We start from the raw sequence: 18,041 nt of genomic DNA, 5'->3' as shown, positions 1-18,041 counted from the left end.
GGCTTTACGGAAATCTCCCGCATGAAACGCACACCTCATCTGCTTGCGATCCAGTCTCATGTGGTCTTTGGCCACGCCGGAAACAGCGCCGCCGTGTTCCCCATGCAGCGGGTCGGGGTGAACGTCTGGCCGCTGAACACCGTGCAGTTCTCCAATCACACTCAGTATGGCCAGTGGGCGGGCGAAGTGCTGGCGCCGCAGCAAATTCCGGCGCTGGTAGAAGGCATAGCCGCGATTGGCGAGCTGGGTAACTGCGACGCGGTGCTGTCCGGCTACTTGGGCAGTGCCGATCAGGGCCGCGCGATTTTGACCGGCGTGGCACGTATCAAGGCCATTAACCCTAAAGCCCTGTACGTGTGCGACCCCGTCATGGGCCATCCGGAAAAGGGCTGCATCGTGCCCCAGGAAGTGAGCGATTTCCTGCTGGACGAGGCGGCGGCCATGGCGGATTTCCTGTGCCCCAACCAACTGGAGCTGGATAGCTTTGCCGGGCGCAAGCCGCAATCGCTGTTCGATTGCCTGGCGATGGCCAAGGCGCTGCTGGCCCGTGGGCCGAAGGCGGTATTGGTCAAACACCTGGATTATCCGGGCAAGCTGCCGGAGGGTTTCGAAATGCTGCTGGTCACAGCAGAAGGCAGCTGGCACTTGCGCCGGCCGTTGCTGGCGTTTCCGCGTCAGCCGGTGGGCGTGGGCGACCTGACGTCGGGGTTGTTCCTGGCGCGTGTGCTGTTGGGCGACAGCCTGCTGGCGGCCTTCGAATTCACCGCCGCAGCGGTGCATGAAGTGCTGCTGGAAACCCAGGCCTGCGCCAGTTACGAGCTGGAGCTGGTGCGAGCCCAGGATCGCATCGCGCATCCGCGTGTGCGCTTTGAAGCAACACCCATCGGTTTGTAACCACACAGATCAAAATGTGGGAGCGGGCTTGCTCGCGAAAGCGCAGTGCCAGTCAATACATGTGTGGCTGACCCACCGTATTCGCGAGCAAGCCCGCTCCCACATTTGACCCGGCTTACAATTCCAGACTTACGGCCCGTCGGCTTTGATTTCCTGGTAACGCTTCTCCAGCTCCTGGCGGATCTGCCGGCGTTGCTGCGCCTGTACAAACCGGCGCTTGTCTTCGCTGTTCTGCGGCTGCAGCGGCGGCACGGCGGCGGGTTTGCGCTGGTCGTCCACGGCCACCATGGTGAAGAAGCAGCTGTTGGTGTGACGCACCGAGCGCTCGCGGATGTTCTCGGTCACCACTTTGATGCCCACTTCCATCGACGTGTTGCCGGTGTAGTTGACCGAGGCCAGGAAGGTCACCAGCTCGCCGACATGGATCGGCTCGCGAAAAATCACCTGGTCGACCGACAGCGTCACTACATAACGGCCCGCGTAACGGCTTGCGCAGGCGTAGGCCACTTCGTCGAGGTACTTGAGCAGGGTGCCGCCGTGAACATTGCCTGAGAAGTTGGCCATGTCAGGGGTCATCAATACCGTCATCGACAGCTGGGCGTTTCCGGGTTCCATAGCACACTCACGGGTTGTAGGCATTGGTTGGGGGACACCTCTACGGGTGCTGGAATCTTTACAGCGCTCTCCCTAACGGGACGCCAATGGGCGGCTTGCCGTCACGCGAATGCCGATCTGTTTCCATATATTGCACCGGCTTTCTGCCGGAAGTCGCGGTGTTAACCTTCAAAAGCCCATCTCAGGGCATTTCTTACGATCAAGGCAGACTTTTCCTTCCGCGCTTCGCGACTGTTCAAGGGCGCGTGCGGAAGTGGGAAAAGCGCCAGTACCCCTCAAGGAGCCCCTCGCCATGCACGCCATCAGCTTTATCCAGGACTTGGCCGTGATCATGTTGGTGGCAGGGGTTGTCACCATCCTGTTTCACCGTCTCAAGCAGCCGGTGGTGCTGGGGTACATCGTCGCCGGGTTCATCATTGGCCCTCACACGCCACCGTTCGGTTTGATCCACGACGAAGACACCATCAAGACCCTGGCTGAGCTGGGGGTGATCTTCCTGATGTTCTGTCTGGGCCTGGAGTTCAGCCTGCGCAAGTTGTTCAAGGTCGGCGCCACGGCGTTTATCGCGGCCTTCCTGGAAATCATCCTGATGATCTGGATCGGCTACGAGATCGGCCGCTGGTTCGACTGGAACACCATGGACTCGCTGTTCCTCGGCGCGATCCTGGCAATTTCCTCGACCACCATCATCGTCAAGGCGCTCAATGACCTGAAGATGAAGAACCAGCGTTTCGCCCAGCTGATTTTCGGCGTGCTGATCGTCGAGGACATCCTGGGCATCGGCATCATCGCCTTGCTGTCGAGCATCGCCGTCAGCGGCACGGTAAGTTCCGGCGAGGTGTTCTCCACAGTCGGCAAACTGTCACTGTTCATGATCGTGGCGTTGGTGATCGGCATTTTGCTGGTACCGCGCCTGCTGGCCTATGTGGCCAAGTTTGAAAGTAACGAGATGCTGCTGATCACCGTGTTGGGCCTGTGTTTCGGCTTTTGCCTGCTGGTGGTCAAGCTCGAATACAGCATGGTGCTGGGCGCGTTCCTGATCGGCGCGATCATGGCCGAATCTCGCCAGTTGATTAAAATTGAGCGCTTGATCGAGCCGGTTCGCGATATGTTCAGCGCAATCTTCTTTGTCGCCATTGGCTTGATGATCGACCCGCAGATCCTGCTGCAGTACGCCTGGCCAATCGCGGTGATTACCGTGGCGGTAGTGCTGGGCAAGATGCTGTCCTGCGGCCTGGGGGCGTTTATTGCCGGCAATGATGGCCGTACTTCACTGCGTGTGGGCATGGGGCTGTCACAGATTGGCGAGTTTTCCTTCATCATCGCCGCGCTGGGCATGACCTTGCAGGTGACCAGCGACTTCCTCTATCCGGTGGCGGTGGCGGTTTCGGCGATCACCACGCTGCTCACGCCGTACCTGATTCGCGGCGCTGACCCGTTGTCGTTGAAGATTGCCGCGGTAATGCCCAAGCGCATGAGCCGGGTGTTCGGCCTGTATGGCGAATGGTTGCGCAGCATTCAGCCCCAAGGTGAGGGCGCGATGCTGGCGTCGATGATTCGCAAGATCATCCTGCAAGTGGGGGTTAACCTGGCGCTGGTGATCGCGATCTTCTTTGCCGGGAGCTTCTTCGCGGCGCGCATTGGCGGGTATCTGCAAGGCTGGATCAGTGATCCGAGCTGGCAGAAAGCATTGATCTGGGGTGGGGCGTTGCTGCTGTCGCTGCCGTTTCTGATTGCGGCGTATCGCAAGCTCAAGGCGCTGTCGATGCTGCTGGCGGAGATGAGTGTGAAACCGGAGATGGCCGGGCGGCATACCCAGCGTGTGCGAAGGGTGATCGCAGAGGTGATCCCGGTCCTGTCGCTGCTGGTGATCTTCCTGCTATTGGCAGCCTTGTCGGCGAGTATTTTGCCGACCAACAAGTTGCTGGGGCTGATTGCCGTGGTCACGGCGGCGGTGGCGGCGGTGCTCTGGCGGTGGTTCATCCGCGTGCATACGCGGATGCAGGTCGCCTTGCTGGAGACCCTGGATAACCACAAAGATACGCCGGAGCACTGATGTCATTGTGGCGAGGGAGCTTGCTCCCGCTGGGGTGCGCAGCAGCCCTAAAACAGTCACCTCGCCACGCCTGGAAAAACGCTTTGCCCTGGTTAGGGCTGCTTCGCAGCCCAGCGGGAGCAAGCTCCCTCGCCACAAAAGCGGGGTCACCTAAGGTTTTGGGGCTCAGCTTTCCAGCCAGACGTCCCGCGCCCAGTGCCACACCGATTCCCAGGTTTCTTCGGTGACCAGTTCTTCTTCGCCGGACCACAGCACCACGGTGCCGTCTTCTTCGACGCAGTAGTAGTCATCGCCGTCCTGGCAGATCGGGATCATGCTGCGGTCAACACCAGCGTCCCAGGCGTTGGCGGCAACGTCCGGCAGGTAGGTGTGGGACTGCGGGTCGGTGACGGTCACCGGTTCCAGGCTGCCGTACACCACGTCGCTGACAGTCAGCAGGAATTCACGGAAGACAAACGGGATGTCGATGAACAGTTGTTCCTCGATTTCCACAATCTGATCTTCGTCAGGCAGCTCCAGAGGAACCGGGACCGGTTCGTTGGCTTCACGCAATTGTTCGATGATTTCTTCCACGGCCGGGATCCTCTTGCTAGTTGGCGCGGTTAATAGGGCGTTTTATACAGTAGCTCGCTATAAGTGCAACCGCGAAATAGAAAACCCCGGAACATGTCCGGGGTTTTTATTACCAAGTGCTCAAGCGTGCGGTTATCAGCCGTTCTGGCGGATACCGGCGACCAGCCAAGGCTGGTTCTCGCCTTGCGGGCGTTCCATGTTCCAGCTTTCGCTGAACACTTCGCCCTGGTCGAAACGCGAGGTCTTCGACACACCGCTGAAGGTCAGGGTGGCGATGGTCTTGTCGGCGCGATCATCCACACCGTCCAGCTGCACGCGCAGGTCGTCGATGTAAGTCGACTGGAACGCATCACCGATTTCGGCGCGTTCGCGCTTGAGGAACTCCAGCAGTTGCGGGGTCACGAACTCGGCGATCTTGTCCATTTCGTTGGCGTCCCAGTGCTGCTGCAGGGACTGGAAGTGGCTGCGGGCCGCTTCGACGAAACGTTCTTCGTTGAACCAGGCCGGTGCGTTGATCACCGGACGGGCGGCAGCAGGCGCGGCCGAACCACCGAAGATCGAGCCCATGGCGGGTTTTTGCTCGAACACTTCACGCTGCATCGGCGCGCCGGCTGGAGCCAGGTGCTCCTGCTGCTTGCGTCGACGGGCGGCGATAAAGCGGAAGATCACAAAGGCGATGACCGCCAGGATCAGGATGTCGAAGATCTGCATGCCCTGGAAGCCGCCGCCCATGAACATGGAAGCGAGCAGGCCACCGGCGGCGATACCGGCCAGTGGGCCCAACCAGCGCGAAGCACCGCCGGCCTTGGCGGCAGCGCCAGCAGCACCGGCTGCGCCTGCGGTCGCGGCTGCGCCGCCCACGCCACCGGCGGAAGGAGCCATTTGGCTGGTCTGGTGAGTCGGCGCCGAGCCCATGCTTTTGCCGCCACCGAAGCGCTTGGCGTTGGCGTCGAGGCTCATCGTCAGGCCGATGCACAACGCCATGGCGATGCTAAGAAAACGTTTCATAAAGGGAATTCCCATTTGTGGATTGCACGCGCGCCATGTTGCACAGGTGTCGTGACAGTGGCTAGCGACATAATGTTTCGGGCTTTTGCGTAAGACCGATTCAGAATGGCCTGTAGGACTTATCTCAGATATTGGCCCGTACTGCTTAAAAACAAGGGCGCCACCGCAGATCGTTCCCACGCTCTGCGTGGGAACGCCGCTTGGGACGCTCCGCGTCCCGCTTTGAAGGGGTGACGCAGAGCGTCACTGGATGCATTCCCACGCGGAGCGTGGGAACGATCATGAGGCGCCCCCGTCAGACGGCTTCGAGCTTCGCGTAACCCATCATCAGCCACTTGCTGCCTTCGGCGAAGTTCACCTGCACACGTGCCTGGGCGCCGGCGCCTTCGAAGTTGAGGATCACACCCTCGCCGAAAATCGCATGCTTGACCTGCTGGCCAAGGCTGAATGGGGTTTCCGGTATTTCGGAGCCGGCAAACATGCTGCTGGAGTTCTGCTGCTGGCCGCCGCCGAACGGGCGGCTGACGCTGTTGGACAAGCGCACTTCCTGGATCAGACCTTTCGGCACTTCACGTACGAAGCGTGACACCTTGTTGTAGGTCTCGCTGCCGTACAGGCGTCGGGTCTCGGCGTAGGTCATCACCAGGTTCTGCATGGCGCGGGTGATGCCCACGTAGGCCAGGCGGCGTTCTTCTTCGAGGCGGCCGGGCTCTTCCAGGCTCATCTTGTGCGGGAACAGGCCTTCTTCCATGCCCACCAGGAACACATACGGAAATTCCAGGCCCTTGGCGCTGTGCAAGGTCATCAGCTGGATGCTGTCTTCATGCTCATCGGCCTGGGTATCACCGGCTTCCAGCGACGCATGGCCGAGGAAGGCGGCGAGCGGCGTCAGTTCTTCATCTTCCTCGGTGTTTTCGAAGGCGCGGGCAGCGCTGACCAGTTCCTCAAGGTTTTCCACCCGAGCCTGGCCTTTTTCGCCTTTTTCCGCTTCGTGATAGGCGATCAGGCCGGACTGCTCGATCACCGTCTGGGTCATCAAGTGCAACGGCATTTCCGCGCATTTGGCCGCCAGGTTCTCGATCAACTCGACAAACACGCCCAGCGCTCCAGCGGCGCGGCCGGTCAGGCCCTTGTTGGCGATCAGCAAGCGCATGGATTCCCACATCGACACATCGGCGTGGCGGGCGTGGTCGCGAATCGCTTCAACGGTTTTCTCACCGATGCCACGCGCCGGGATGTTGATCACCCGCTCCAGCGCCGCATCGTTGCCACGGCCTTCCAGCAAGCGCAGGTAGGCCATGGCGTTCTTGATCTCAGCACGCTCGAAGAAGCGCTGGCCGCCATAGATGCGGTACGGAATGCGCTCGCGCAGCAAGGCTTCTTCAAGTACCCGCGATTGGGCGTTGGAGCGGTACAAAATCGCGATATCGCTGCGCGCCAGGCCGGTTTTCAACGCGCTTTCGATGGTTTCCACCACGTAGCGTGCTTCGTCGTGTTCGTTGAATGCGGCGTACAGGTTAATCGCCTCGCCTTCGCCGCCGTCGGTCCACAGTTCTTTGCCCATGCGCCCGGTGTTGTTGGCGATCAAGGCGTTGGCGGCCTTGAGGATGCCGGCGGTGGAGCGGTAGTTCTGCTCCAGACGGATGGTGATCGCGTCCGGGAAGTCGTCGGAATACTGGTAGATATTTTCGATTTTCGCGCCGCGCCAGCCGTAGATCGACTGGTCGTCGTCGCCCACCACCATCAGGCTGTCGCCGCCTTTGGCCAGCAGGCGCAACCAGGCGTACTGCACGGCGTTGGTGTCTTGGAACTCGTCCACCAGAATGTGCCGGAAGCGTTTCTGGTAATGGGCCAGCAAGCCTGGGTTGTCGCGCCACAGGTCAAGGGCGCGCAGCAGCAGCTCGGAGAAGTCGATCACACCGGCGCGCACGCAGGCGGCCTCGTAGGCTTCATAAATGCTGCGCATGGTGGCCAGAAACAAATCGCCGCTGGCCTGGATATGTTGCGGGCGCAGGCCTTCGTCTTTCTGACCGTTGATAAACCATTGCGCCTGACGCGCCGGCCAGCGTTGCTCGTCCAGGCCCAGCTCGCGGATCACCCGCTTGACCAGGCGTTGCTGGTCATCGCTGTCGAGAATCTGGAAGGTCTGGGCCAGGCCTGCTTCCTGCCAGTGCGCCCGCAACAGACGATGCGCCAGGCCGTGGAAGGTGCCTACCCACATGCCGGCGGGGCTGATGCCCATCAACTGCTCGATGCGATGACGCATCTCGGCAGCGGCCTTGTTGGTGAAGGTCACCGACAGGATGGAATGCGGGGACGCGTTTTCGACCTGGATCAACCAGGCGATACGGTGCACCAGCACTCGGGTTTTACCGGAGCCAGCACCGGCCAGGACCAACTGACGGCCAACGGGGGCTGCGACAGCCTGGCGTTGGGCATCGTTGAGGGAGTTCAGCAAAAGGGAGAGATCATCGCGCATCGGCGCATTCTAGGGTGCTGCGGGGAGTCGGGCAAATCCCAATGCCGGGTGGTCGATACAAAACTTTCCGGGCGATCCTGGCCGTGCAAACATTCTGCTGGCGGTGATGACCGGTAAGTCATGGCCCACAGCCCGCGCAGGGTCTAGCTCAAGCGCTTTGGCCACGAAGGTTGTGTGTAAAAACCGTGTGGTTTTTATGACTTGGAGCAGTTTGGCCCAAGCGCTTGCTTGTGTATGCTCCGTCCACGTTTCGGGCTCACCATTATAAGAACACTGCCTATGACCCTCAGTCCCGACCTGTTTGGCCCCTCGGTGGCGCCCGCGCAGGTCATCCGTAAACATTATGCAACCGAGATGGCGGTCGAGCGCACTCGCCTGTTGTATCAAGGCTCCTTGCTGCCGACGTTATTGATGCTGGTCAACGGCCTGGTCTGCGCCTGGTTGCTGTGGAACCCCAAGCAATACCTGTTGGACAGCATCTGGCTGGTCTGGCTGCTCGCCCTGGTGGCCCTGCGCGTGATCCAGGTGGCGGCGTTCGATTCGGCGATGCCCAGCCGCCAGGCCCTACCGATCTGGCGGCGCATGTTCATGCTCGGCTCGGCGGTCAGTGGCTTGACCCTGGCCACCGCCGCCATCGCCCTGGTGCCGGCGGACAGCTTTATGCAGCAGGCCTGGGTGTTTGGCCTGATCGGCGCCGCGACGCTATCGGCCAGCGTGGCCTATGCCGTGAGTTTGCCGGCGTTCCTGTCCTTTGCCGTGCCGTGTCTGGTGCCGGCGATTGTCTATCTGTTCTGGAACGGCACTGCGCAGCAACAAGGTTGGGGCGTGCTTGGCCTGATCCTGCTGGCCTCATTGAGCCTGGTGGCCTGGCAGGTCAACCGCCTGATCCAGCGCGGTTTGTTGCGGCGCTTTCAGAACCAGGCGCTGATCGAGCATCTTCAGCAGGCGCAGCAACGCAGCGAGCAGTTGAATCAGGAACTGGTGCGCGAAGTCGGCCAACGTCGCCAGGTCGAACAGGAATTACGCGACGCCCAAATCGGCCTGCAAGACCGCGTGACGCAACGCAGCCAGGAACTGGACGCCGCCAGCCTGGCCCTGAATAAAAGTGAAGCGCGCCTGGCCATGGCCCTGCAAGCCAGTGAGTTGGGCCTATGGGACTGGAACCTGCAAACCGACGAGGTGCATCACACCCAGCTCAAAGAGTTGTTTGGCCTGGAGCCCGAGTACGTCACGGCGATGCTCAGCCACCTCAAGCCACGCCTGCACCCCGAAGACTTGCCGCTGCTCAAGCGTGCGCTGGTGGAGCACCTCAAAGGGCGCAGCGAGGATTACCAAGTGGAATACCGCGTGCGCCATGGCGACGGCCATTGGGTGTGGATCGAAGACCGTGGTCGTGCCGTGGAGCGCACGCCCAGCGGTCGCGTCACGCGCATGCTCGGCACCCGCCGTGACATCAGCGCCGACAAGGCCCTGGAGGAACAGCAACGCCTGGCCTCGACGGTGTTCGAAGCGGCCAGCGAAGGCATCGTGATTCTGGACCCTGAGTACGTGCTGATCGCCGTCAACCAGGCCTTCAGCCGCGTCACCGGCTTTGAAATCGACGACATGATCGGCCGCAATGTTGTCGAGCTGCCCAGCAGTCGCGACGCCCGCCGGCACTTCCCGGTGATCCGCCAGGCACTGCTCAGCCATGGCACCTGGCAGGGCGAGTTGGTCGAAACGCGCAAGAACGGCGAGCTGTACCCGCAATGGCTGCAATTGAATGTGGTGCGCGATGCTCGGGGAAAAGTCAGCCATATTGTGGGCTTCTTCGCCGATCTATCCGCGCGGCGTGAATCCGAGGAGCGCATGCGCTACCTCACTCACTACGACGAGCTGACCGGCCTGGCCAACCGTTCGCTGTTTCGCGAACGCCTGCGTGAGGCGCACGCGCGGGTGCGCCAAGGCGGGCGCAGCCTGGCGCTGCTGCATATCAACCTGGACCGCTTCAAGCTGCTCAACGACAGCCTCGGCCATGAAGTCGCCGACCAACTGTTGCAGAAAATGGCCCGTCGTCTGATCAATGCCTTGCCCGAAGCCGACACCATCGCACGCCTGTCCGGTGATGAGTTTGCGGTGCTGTTCGATGCCTACGGCAGCCTGTCGAGCCTGGCACGGGTGGCCACGCGGCTGCTTGCCAAATTGCGGGTGCCGGTGACGGTGGAGGGGCATGAGCTGGTGGTCAGCGCCTCCATGGGTGTCAGCTTGCTGCCGGATAATGCGCGGGAAATTTCTGCGCTGGTCAGCCAATCGAACATGGCCATGCAGCATGCCAAGCATTTGGGCGGCAATAATTTCCAGTTCTACACCGACAGCCTGCAAGCCAGCACGCTGGAGCGTTTGCAGCTGGAAAACCATCTGCGCAAGGCCATCGACGAGCGCCAACTCACGGTGTTCTATCAACCGAAACTGTGCCTGGCCACGGGCAAACTGAACGCCGCCGAGGCGTTGGTGCGTTGGGAGCATCCGCAGTGGGGCATGGTGCCGCCGGGGGACTTTATCGGCTTGGCCGAAGAGACCGGCCTGATCGTGCCGCTGGGCGAATTCGTGCTGCGCCAGGCTTGCTGGCAAGCGTGCGAATGGCAGCGCCAGGGGCTGGCGCCGATCCGGGTGTCGGTGAACCTTTCCGTGCATCAGCTGCGCCAGGGCAAGTTGGTCAGCCTGGTGCGCCAAGTGCTCGAAGAAACCGGCCTGGACCCGCAATACCTGGAGTTGGAGCTGACCGAAAGCCAACTGCTCGACAGCGTTGAGCACATCATCGCCACCTTCCAGCAACTGCGCGATCTGGGCGTGAAGCTGGCCATTGATGACTTCGGCACCGGGTATTCATCCCTGAGCTACCTCAAGCGCATCCCGGTGGATTACGTGAAGATCGACCAGACGTTTATCCGCGGGCTTGGCCAGGGCCGGGAAGATGCGGCCATCACTCGCGCAATCATCGCCATGGCCCACGGGTTGGCGCTCAAGGTGGTGGCCGAGGGTGTGGAAGACCAGCAGCAGCTGGATTTCCTGCGCGGCGAACGCTGCGATGAAGTACAGGGTTACTTGATCAGCCGGCCTATGGCCGCTGAAGGGCTGGCAGATTTATTACGAAAAAATACCGACTTTCCATAAAGACCGCCGCGCCGCCCCTGTGGCTACAAGGCGGCTGCCCGCTGATTCAAAGGGCATCAGGGCGATTTAGTGATGCATCGCGCGGGCAAAACGACAATTCTTGTAGTATAACTACAAGCTTGCTACATCCCTGGCGTCTGCCAATAACAAGAGTCCTGCCCTTTGAACCTGTTGCAACATATCGCCCAGTCGCGCCACCTGTTACGCAAATCGGAACTCAAGGTTGCCGATCACGTGCTGCTTGACCCTGCGGCCGTGATGCACAGTTCCATGGCCGACCTGGCCCACAGCGTGGGCATCAGTGAGCCGACCATCGTGCGCTTTTGCCGTGCCATCGGTTGCTCCGGGTTCCAGGATTTGAAACTCAAGCTGGCGCAGAGCCTGGCGGCCGGTGCGAGCTTCGGGCAGTTTGCTATCCATGAAGACGACTCCGTCGCCGACTACAGCCTGAAAATCTTCGACACCACCTTGCACACGCTGATGGAAGTGCGCGAGAAGCTTGACCCGGTGGAGTTGCAGAAGGCCGTGACCGCCATGTCCCAGGCCCAGCGCGTGGAGTTCTATGGTTTCGGTGCGTCCGGCGCGGTAGCGGCCGATGCCCAGCACAAATTCTTCCGCCTGCTGCTTACCGCAGCGGCCTACAGCGACCCGCACATGCAGGCGATGTCGGCGGTGACCTTGAAGCCGACCGACGTGGCCATCTGCATTTCCCAGTCGGGGCGCTCCAAAGACCTGCTGATCACCGCCAACTTGGTGCGTGAAAGCGGCGCTTCGTTGATCACCCTGTGCCCGAGCCAGACGCCGTTGGCGGAGCTGTCGACGGTCAACCTGGCGATCGACGTGCACGAAGACACCGAGATCTACACGCCGCTGACCTCGCGTATTGCGCATCTGGTGGTGATCGACGTGTTGGCGATGGGCGTGGCCATGGCGCGCGGGCCGAGCCTGGTCAACCACCTCAAGAGCGTGAAGCGCAGCTTGCGCAGCCTGCGGTTGTCGCCCAAGTCGGTCAAAGCCCTCGACGATTAGTGGGGTTTTGATCGCTCCCACGCTCTGCGTGGGAGTGTCTCTTGCGACGCTCTGCGTCGCGGGACGCGGAGCGTCCAAGGCTGCATTCCCACGCAGAGCGTGGGAACGATCAGTTCAGAAGATTCATCGTCCTGTAACCCTCGCGCCGCCAAACCGTCATCCCTTGCGCCCATTCTGTACTCCCCGTACTCGCATTGGGAGACTCGAAATGGCCCGGCACTACGAAGACAGCAGCACCGTCAAAACTCGTCGTCAGCAAGAAGACCAGCGCCGCATGGCGTTCCGTCGCGCAATCGAAGACCGCTGCGAGGAGCGCCAACTGCTCCAGAGCATCAGTGACTACCCGGAACTCCACTGGCAGGCACCCGCGGCTGCCCAGCGAAACGCTCAGCCAGCGCGCTGATCTGTACGCGTTCGCTGCGGATAAAGCCCAGGAACGCATGGGCCACCGGTGACAGGCGCTTGGCCTTGGCTTGCACCAGGCACCAACTGCGGTACAGCGGCAGTTCTTCTACCGGCAGCTCCTTGAGCCCGCCGGTGGCCAGCTCCAGGTTGACTGCGTGGCGCGTCAGCAACGCCACGCCCAACCCTGCATTCACGCACTCGCGCTGCGCCTCGGCCGAGGCCACTTCCACCGTCTGGGTGAAGTGCACGCGTTTTTCCTTGAAGTACTCCTCGCAGGCCAGTCGCGTGCCGGAACCTGGTTCGCGGATGAGCAGCGTATAGGGTTCCAGGTCTTGAAGGCGCAGTGGCCCTTGCAGGCTCAGCGGGTGGTCGAGCGGCGCGACGGCAACAATCGGGTTATTCAGAAACGGCAGGAATTCCAGGCCCATGTCTTGGGGCACCATGGACATGATCACCAAGTCATCGCGGTTGTCCGACAGCCTGCGAATCACTTGGGCGCGGTTGACCACCGTAAGGTGCAACTGCACCTCCGGGTGCTGGCGTTTAAAGGCCGCGAACAGGTGCGGCACGAAGTACTTGGCGCTGGATTCGATCGCCAGCTTCAGCTGGCCTTGCAGCGAGCCCTGCATGTCCGACAGCTGCATATCGAGGTTTTCCAGGCGCCCGAAAATATCCCGGCTGGCCCGCTGCAAGGCTTCTGCCGCTTCAGTCATGTAGAGCTTTTTGCCGACGTAATCGAACAGCGGCTGGCCGATCAGCTCTTCAAGCTGGCGAATTTGCAGGCTGACGGCCGGTTGCGTGAGAGACATTTCCTCGGCTGCGCGGCTGTAGGAGCGTAAATCACACACTTCATTGAAGATCTGAAGTTGACGCAATGTCATACGCATCAATGACTTACGCATTATTTTATTCCTCTCGCCCAAGGCCGTCCGGCCAACTATAAGTCTTTACTTATACACAGCCCAATAATTATTGATTTTTGTTAATCCTCCTGTGCGCATAGTGTGTGTCTCGCGACTGTCATGAAACATTTGGTCACGCGCCGACCCGGATCCAATGGGTCGTAGAACGCAGCAATCGGCTCAAGGGAATTTCCAAGTGATAAAAAAGATCCTGATCGCCAACCGTGGTGAAATTGCCGTACGTATCGTGCGTGCCTGCGCCGAGATGGGCATTCGCTCGGTCGCGGTTTACTCGGACGCCGACCGCCACGCGTTGCACGTTAAACGTGCTGACGAAGCCCACAGCATTGGTGCCGAGCCGCTGGCCGGTTACCTGAACCCGCGCAAGCTGGTGAACCTGGCCGTGGAAACCGGTTGTGACGCCTTGCACCCAGGCTACGGCTTTCTCTCGGAAAACGCTGAACTGGCGGATATTTGCGCCGAACGCGGGATCAAGTTCATCGGTCCGTCCGCCGAAGTGATCCGCCGCATGGGCGACAAGACCGAAGCGCGCCGCAGCATGATCAAGGCTGGCGTACCGGTGACCCCGGGCACCGAAGGCAACGTCGCCGATATCGCCGAAGCCCTCACCGAAGGCGACCGCATTGGTTACCCGGTGATGCTCAAGGCCACCTCCGGTGGTGGCGGTCGCGGTATCCGTCGCTGCAACAGCCGCGAAGAACTTGAACAAGCCTTCCCCCGTGTCATTTCCGAGGCCACCAAGGCGTTCGGTTCGGCGGAAGTGTTCCTGGAAAAATGCATCGTCAATCCCAAGCACATCGAGGCGCAGATCCTCGGTGACAGCTTTGGCAACGTGGTGCACCTGTTCGAGCGCGATTGCTCGATCCAGCGTCGTAACCAGAAGCTCATCGAAATCGCTCCAAGCCCGCAATTGACGCCTGAACAGCGCGCCTATATCGGTGATCTGTCGGTGCGCGCGGCCAAGGCCGTGGGTTACGAGAACGCCGGCACCGTGGAGTTCCTGCTCGCCGAGGGCGAGGTGTACTTCATGGAAATGAACACACGGGTGCAGGTGGAACACACCATCACCGAAGAAATCACCGGCATCGATATCGTGCGTGAACAGATCCGCATCGCCTCGGGCCTGCCGCTGTCGGTGAAACAGGAAGACATTCAGCACCGTGGTTTCGCGTTGCAGTTCCGTATCAACGCCGAAGACCCAAAGAACAACTTCCTGCCAAGTTTCGGCAAGATCACCCGTTACTACGCGCCCGGCGGCCCCGGCGTGCGCACCGACACGGCGATCTACACCGGCTACACCATCCCGCCGTTCTACGACTCCATGTGCCTGAAACTGGTGGTGTGGGCGTTGACCTGGGAAGAAGCCATGGACCGCGGCCTGCGTGCCCTGGATGACATGCGCCTGCAAGGCGTGAAGACCACCGCCGCCTACTACCAGGAAATCCTGCGCAACCCGGAATTCCGCAGCGGCCAGTTCAACACCAGCTTTGTGGAAAGCCACCCTGAGCTGACCAACTACTCGATCAAGCGCAAACCCGAAGAGCTGGCCCTGGCCATCGCCGCCGCCATCGCCGCCCACGCAGGCCTATGAATGAAACAGCTGCGAGCTTTTAGCTACAAGCGGCAAGTAAAAGCAGATTGGCTTTTTCTTGCAGCTTATAGCTTGAGACTTGCCGCTATGAGGAGATACCAATGACTAAGAAGATCTTCGTTACAGACACCATCCTGCGCGACGCCCACCAATCGCTGCTGGCGACCCGCATGCGCACCGACGACATGCTGCCGATCTGCGACAAGCTCGACAAAGTCGGCTACTGGTCCCTGGAAGTCTGGGGCGGCGCGACCTTTGACGCCTGCGTGCGCTTCCTCAAGGAAGACCCGTGGGAGCGCCTGCGCAAACTGCGCGCCGCGTTGCCGAACACACGCCTGCAAATGCTGCTGCGTGGCCAGAACCTGCTGGGCTACCGCCACTACAGCGACGACGTGGTTAAAGCCTTCGTCGCCAAGGCTGCTGTGAATGGCATCGATGTGTTCCGCATCTTCGACGCCATGAATGACGTGCGTAACCTGCGCGTGGCCATCGAAGCGGTCAAGGCCGCCGGCAAACACGCCCAAGGCACCATCGCCTACACCACCAGCCCGGTGCACACCATCGAGGCATTTGTGGCCCAGGCCAAGCAAATGGAAGCCATGGGTTGCGACTCGGTGGCGATCAAGGACATGGCTGGCCTGCTGACGCCGTATGCCACCGGCGAGCTGGTCAAGGCGCTGAAGGCTGAGCAAAGCCTGCCGATCTTCATCCACTCCCACGACACCGCCGGCCTGGCTGCGATGTGCCAACTCAAGGCGATCGAAAACGGTGCCGACCATATCGACACCGCCATTTCCAGCTTCGCCTGGGGCACCAGCCACCCAGGCACCGAGTCGATGGTCGCCGCCCTCAAAGGCAGCGAATTCGACACCGGCCTCAGTCTGGAACTGCTGCAGGAGATTGGCCTGTACTTCTACGCCGTGCGCAAGAAGTACCACCAGTTCGAAAGCGAATTCACTGCCGTCGACACCCGCGTGCAAGTCAACCAGGTGCCTGGCGGGATGATTTCCAACCTGGCCAACCAATTGAAAGAGCAGGGCGCACTCAACCGCATGAGCGAAGTGCTGGCCGAAATCCCGCGTGTGCGTGAAGACCTCGGCTTCCCGCCGCTGGTCACGCCGACCTCGCAGATCGTCGGCACCCAGGCGTTCTTCAACGTGCTGGCCGGCGAGCGCTACAAAACCATCACCAACGAAGTGAAGCTCTACCTGCAAGGCGGCTACGGCAAGGCGCCGGGCACCGTGAACGAGAAGCTGCGTCGCCAGGCCATTGGCAGCGAAGAGGTGATCGACCATCGCCCTGCCGACCTGCTCAAGCCGGAGATGACCAAGCTGCGCGGCGAAATCGGCGCATTGGCCAAGTCCGAAGAAGACGTGCTGACCTACGCCATGTTCCCGGACATCGGGCGCAAGTTCCTCGAAGAGCGCGACGCCGGCACCCTGGCGCCTGAAGTGCTGTTGCCGATCCCTGAAGCCGGCGGCGTGGCACGTGCCGGTGGTGAAGGCGTGCCGACCGAGTTTGTCATCGACGTACACGGCGAAAGCTACCGCGTGGACATCACCGGTGTCGGCGTCAAGGCCGAAGGCAAGCGGCACTTCTACCTGTCCATCGACGGCATGCCCGAAGAAGTGGTGTTCGAACCGCTCAACGAGTTTGTCAGCAGCGGCGGCAGCAAGCGCAAGCATGCAACCGAGCCGGGCCATGTCAGCACGGCGATGCCGGGCAACATCGTCGACGTATTGGTCAAGGAAGGCGATGTGGTCAAAGCTGGCCAGGCCGTGCTGATTACCGAAGCCATGAAGATGGAAACCGAAGTGCAGGCAGCGATTGCCGGCAAGGTCAGCGCCGTTCATGTGGCCAAGGGCGACCGGGTCAACCCTGGCGAAATCCTGATTGAAATCGAAGGCTGATCCAGCCTTCGACACTACCGCTTAATCCTCGGGGGGGCAGGTGCCCTCCTTTTTTTTGCCTGAAATTTACCGATCAGCGCGGTTTAAAAATTCATCTTCCATTCGCCCATAAGGCCATGGTTTCGGCTGTTGGTACCGGCTTGGGCGCTGTAGGTCAGGCCGACACTGTGTTCGGTGGACAAGGCGAGGTCCAGGCCGGCTTGCATGTCGAGGCTATTGCGGTCCAGCGAAGTGCCGGTGATGGTAAAGCTGTCGATGATCCCCGGTGCGGCGCGCGAGGATTGACGCACTTGGCTGTCGACTTCGCCATAGAGGTGCTTCCAGCCGGTACTCAGGTGGGGTGTGATGCTCATCCGATTGTCGAGCCGGTACACCGTGGCCAGCCGCAGGCCAAAGGTGCTGCTCAGGTTTTGCTGGGTCTGTGAGCCGACGTTGAGCGCGGTGAAACCGCCCTTTTCTTTTAAGCTGTCACGGTGGTAGCGCTGATAGCCCAGGCCTGCGAAAGGCTCTACGTGTATGTCAGCATTGCCCAGTTGGTAACCCAGCTCGGAAAACACCGTTTGGCTTTGGGCGTCGTATTTGCCCTGGAGTTGCTCCTTGAAACCGAGCAGGTTGACGTCACGTTTGTTCTTGCCCGCGTGATTGCTGTAGAACGCGCCCAGGCGCAGGGCCAACGGGCCGTCCTGGCGCACGGCATAGCCGCCCAGGTGCAAGCTGTCGAGTTCGCCTTTGAAACGTTGAGCTTGAAGCTCGCTGGTGGACTTGGCGCCCATTACACCGACTCGCCATGCATGGTCCACGGCCCAGTCGGCGCCCAGCATCAGGCCTTTAGTGCTGTGCTTGAGGCCGTCGCTGCCGCCTTGTTTATCGAGCTTGCCGCCGTTGCCCAGGCCTTGCATCCAAAAGTGACCGTTGCCATCGTTGGGCAGCGTGCGCAGGGTTGAGAGCAATGAGTTGCTGATGTGTGCGGTGGTGTTCTGGGTCGCGCCAGCCAAGTTGGCATTCTGGCTGCCTGCCAACTGTTCGAACGCCGCACCCAGGCCGCCCGGTTGTTGGGACAGTGCGTCACCGGCTTTTTGCAGGCCTTTGATTTCTTCCGAGGTCAGGTCGCCGGCTTGCAGTGCACGTTGCAAAGCAGGTTTAAGCACCGCAGCCAGTTGCTGGCCGTTGTGAGTCGTCGCCTGGTTGAAGTAGCTGTCGATGGGTACGATTGGGGCCGGTGGCTGGTAAGCCAGGGTGTCGTTGGAAAAGTCCAGTTCGTACTGAAAAGGTGTGCCTGCCAGGGCAAACGGGGTACTGGCTACGCCAACAGCCAGGCTGATAGCGCGTGCAAGGTTTAGGACGGAGAAGGGCATGAAGTCATAGCCTCTGGTGATTGAGGCCGGGAATTTAGCGAGATGGCGGG

At 60.8% G+C, this 18,041-nt stretch carries 13 protein-coding genes; 7 read left to right on the top strand and 6 right to left on the bottom strand.

The window, feature by feature from the left end:
• Positions 1-21: 21 nt before the first annotated feature.
• Positions 22-894, top strand: a complete 873-nt coding sequence (gene pdxY / locus ACTD9P_RS04180) for a pyridoxal kinase PdxY (protein WP_438866808.1) — start codon at positions 22-24, stop codon at positions 892-894.
• Between the two features lie 129 nt (positions 895-1,023).
• Here the strand turns inward: pdxY and ACTD9P_RS04175 are convergent, their stop codons facing one another.
• The gene (locus tag ACTD9P_RS04175; RefSeq protein ID WP_003213461.1) at positions 1,024-1,509 is read right to left on the bottom strand and encodes an acyl-CoA thioesterase; all 486 of its coding nucleotides are present in this window, start codon (positions 1,507-1,509) and stop codon (positions 1,024-1,026) included.
• Between the two features lie 292 nt (positions 1,510-1,801).
• Between ACTD9P_RS04175 and ACTD9P_RS04170 the strand changes: the two genes are divergently transcribed.
• A complete protein-coding gene (locus ACTD9P_RS04170) occupies positions 1,802-3,565 on the top strand; it encodes a cation:proton antiporter (protein ID WP_438866807.1) in 1,764 nt (587 codons plus the stop codon).
• Between the two features lie 165 nt (positions 3,566-3,730).
• Here ACTD9P_RS04170 and ACTD9P_RS04165 read toward each other — a convergent pair whose 3' ends face one another.
• The 3 genes from ACTD9P_RS04165 to uvrD all read right to left on the bottom strand — a co-directional run bounded on the left by ACTD9P_RS04165 (position 3,731) and on the right by uvrD (position 7,625).
• Positions 3,731-4,138: an SMI1/KNR4 family protein gene (locus tag ACTD9P_RS04165; RefSeq protein ID WP_017135771.1), complete on the bottom strand. Its 408-nt coding sequence runs from the start codon at positions 4,136-4,138 to the stop codon at positions 3,731-3,733.
• A gap of 135 nt (positions 4,139-4,273) precedes the next feature.
• A complete protein-coding gene (locus tag ACTD9P_RS04160; protein WP_058421089.1) occupies positions 4,274-5,146 on the bottom strand; it encodes a Tim44 domain-containing protein in 873 nt (290 codons plus the stop codon).
• A gap of 295 nt (positions 5,147-5,441) precedes the next feature.
• On the bottom strand, positions 5,442-7,625 hold the full coding sequence (gene uvrD, locus ACTD9P_RS04155; RefSeq protein WP_219337475.1) for a DNA helicase II: 2,184 nt from the start codon (positions 7,623-7,625) through the stop codon (positions 5,442-5,444).
• A gap of 279 nt (positions 7,626-7,904) precedes the next feature.
• Here uvrD and ACTD9P_RS04150 point away from each other — a divergent pair, with 279 nt between their 5' ends.
• The 3 genes from ACTD9P_RS04150 to ACTD9P_RS04140 all read left to right on the top strand — a co-directional run bounded on the left by ACTD9P_RS04150 (position 7,905) and on the right by ACTD9P_RS04140 (position 12,210).
• Complete coding sequence (locus ACTD9P_RS04150) at positions 7,905-10,778, top strand: putative bifunctional diguanylate cyclase/phosphodiesterase (RefSeq protein ID WP_438866806.1); 2,874 nt, start codon at positions 7,905-7,907, stop codon at positions 10,776-10,778.
• A gap of 162 nt (positions 10,779-10,940) precedes the next feature.
• Complete coding sequence (gene hexR / locus ACTD9P_RS04145; RefSeq protein WP_003177007.1) at positions 10,941-11,807, top strand: transcriptional regulator HexR; 867 nt, start codon at positions 10,941-10,943, stop codon at positions 11,805-11,807.
• Positions 11,808-12,015: 208 nt separating this feature from the next.
• Complete coding sequence (locus tag ACTD9P_RS04140) at positions 12,016-12,210, top strand: PA3496 family putative envelope integrity protein (protein ID WP_017135775.1); 195 nt, start codon at positions 12,016-12,018, stop codon at positions 12,208-12,210.
• Here the strand turns inward: ACTD9P_RS04140 and ACTD9P_RS04135 are convergent.
• Positions 12,140-13,114 carry a LysR family transcriptional regulator gene (locus ACTD9P_RS04135; RefSeq protein WP_438866805.1) on the bottom strand — a complete coding sequence of 325 codons (975 nt, stop codon included), beginning with the start codon at positions 13,112-13,114 and terminating at the stop codon, positions 12,140-12,142. The two genes, ACTD9P_RS04140 and ACTD9P_RS04135, sit on opposite strands and share 71 nt — an antisense overlap.
• Before the next feature lie 196 nt (positions 13,115-13,310).
• Between ACTD9P_RS04135 and ACTD9P_RS04130 the strand changes: the two genes are divergently transcribed.
• Positions 13,311-14,726: an acetyl-CoA carboxylase biotin carboxylase subunit gene (locus ACTD9P_RS04130; RefSeq protein ID WP_003213442.1), complete on the top strand. Its 1,416-nt coding sequence runs from the start codon at positions 13,311-13,313 to the stop codon at positions 14,724-14,726.
• Between the two features lie 101 nt (positions 14,727-14,827).
• The gene (gene oadA / locus ACTD9P_RS04125) at positions 14,828-16,636 is read left to right on the top strand and encodes a sodium-extruding oxaloacetate decarboxylase subunit alpha (RefSeq protein WP_438866804.1); all 1,809 of its coding nucleotides are present in this window, start codon (positions 14,828-14,830) and stop codon (positions 16,634-16,636) included.
• Positions 16,637-16,719: 83 nt separating this feature from the next.
• Here oadA and ACTD9P_RS04120 read toward each other — a convergent pair whose 3' ends face one another.
• The gene (locus ACTD9P_RS04120) at positions 16,720-17,991 is read right to left on the bottom strand and encodes an autotransporter outer membrane beta-barrel domain-containing protein (RefSeq protein WP_438866803.1); all 1,272 of its coding nucleotides are present in this window, start codon (positions 17,989-17,991) and stop codon (positions 16,720-16,722) included.
• Positions 17,992-18,041 lie beyond the last annotated feature (50 nt).

The organism is Pseudomonas onubensis (assembly GCF_965653655.1).
Classification (GTDB): domain Bacteria; phylum Pseudomonadota; class Gammaproteobacteria; order Pseudomonadales; family Pseudomonadaceae; genus Aquipseudomonas.
This window is presented reverse-complemented; position numbering and strand designations above follow the sequence as displayed.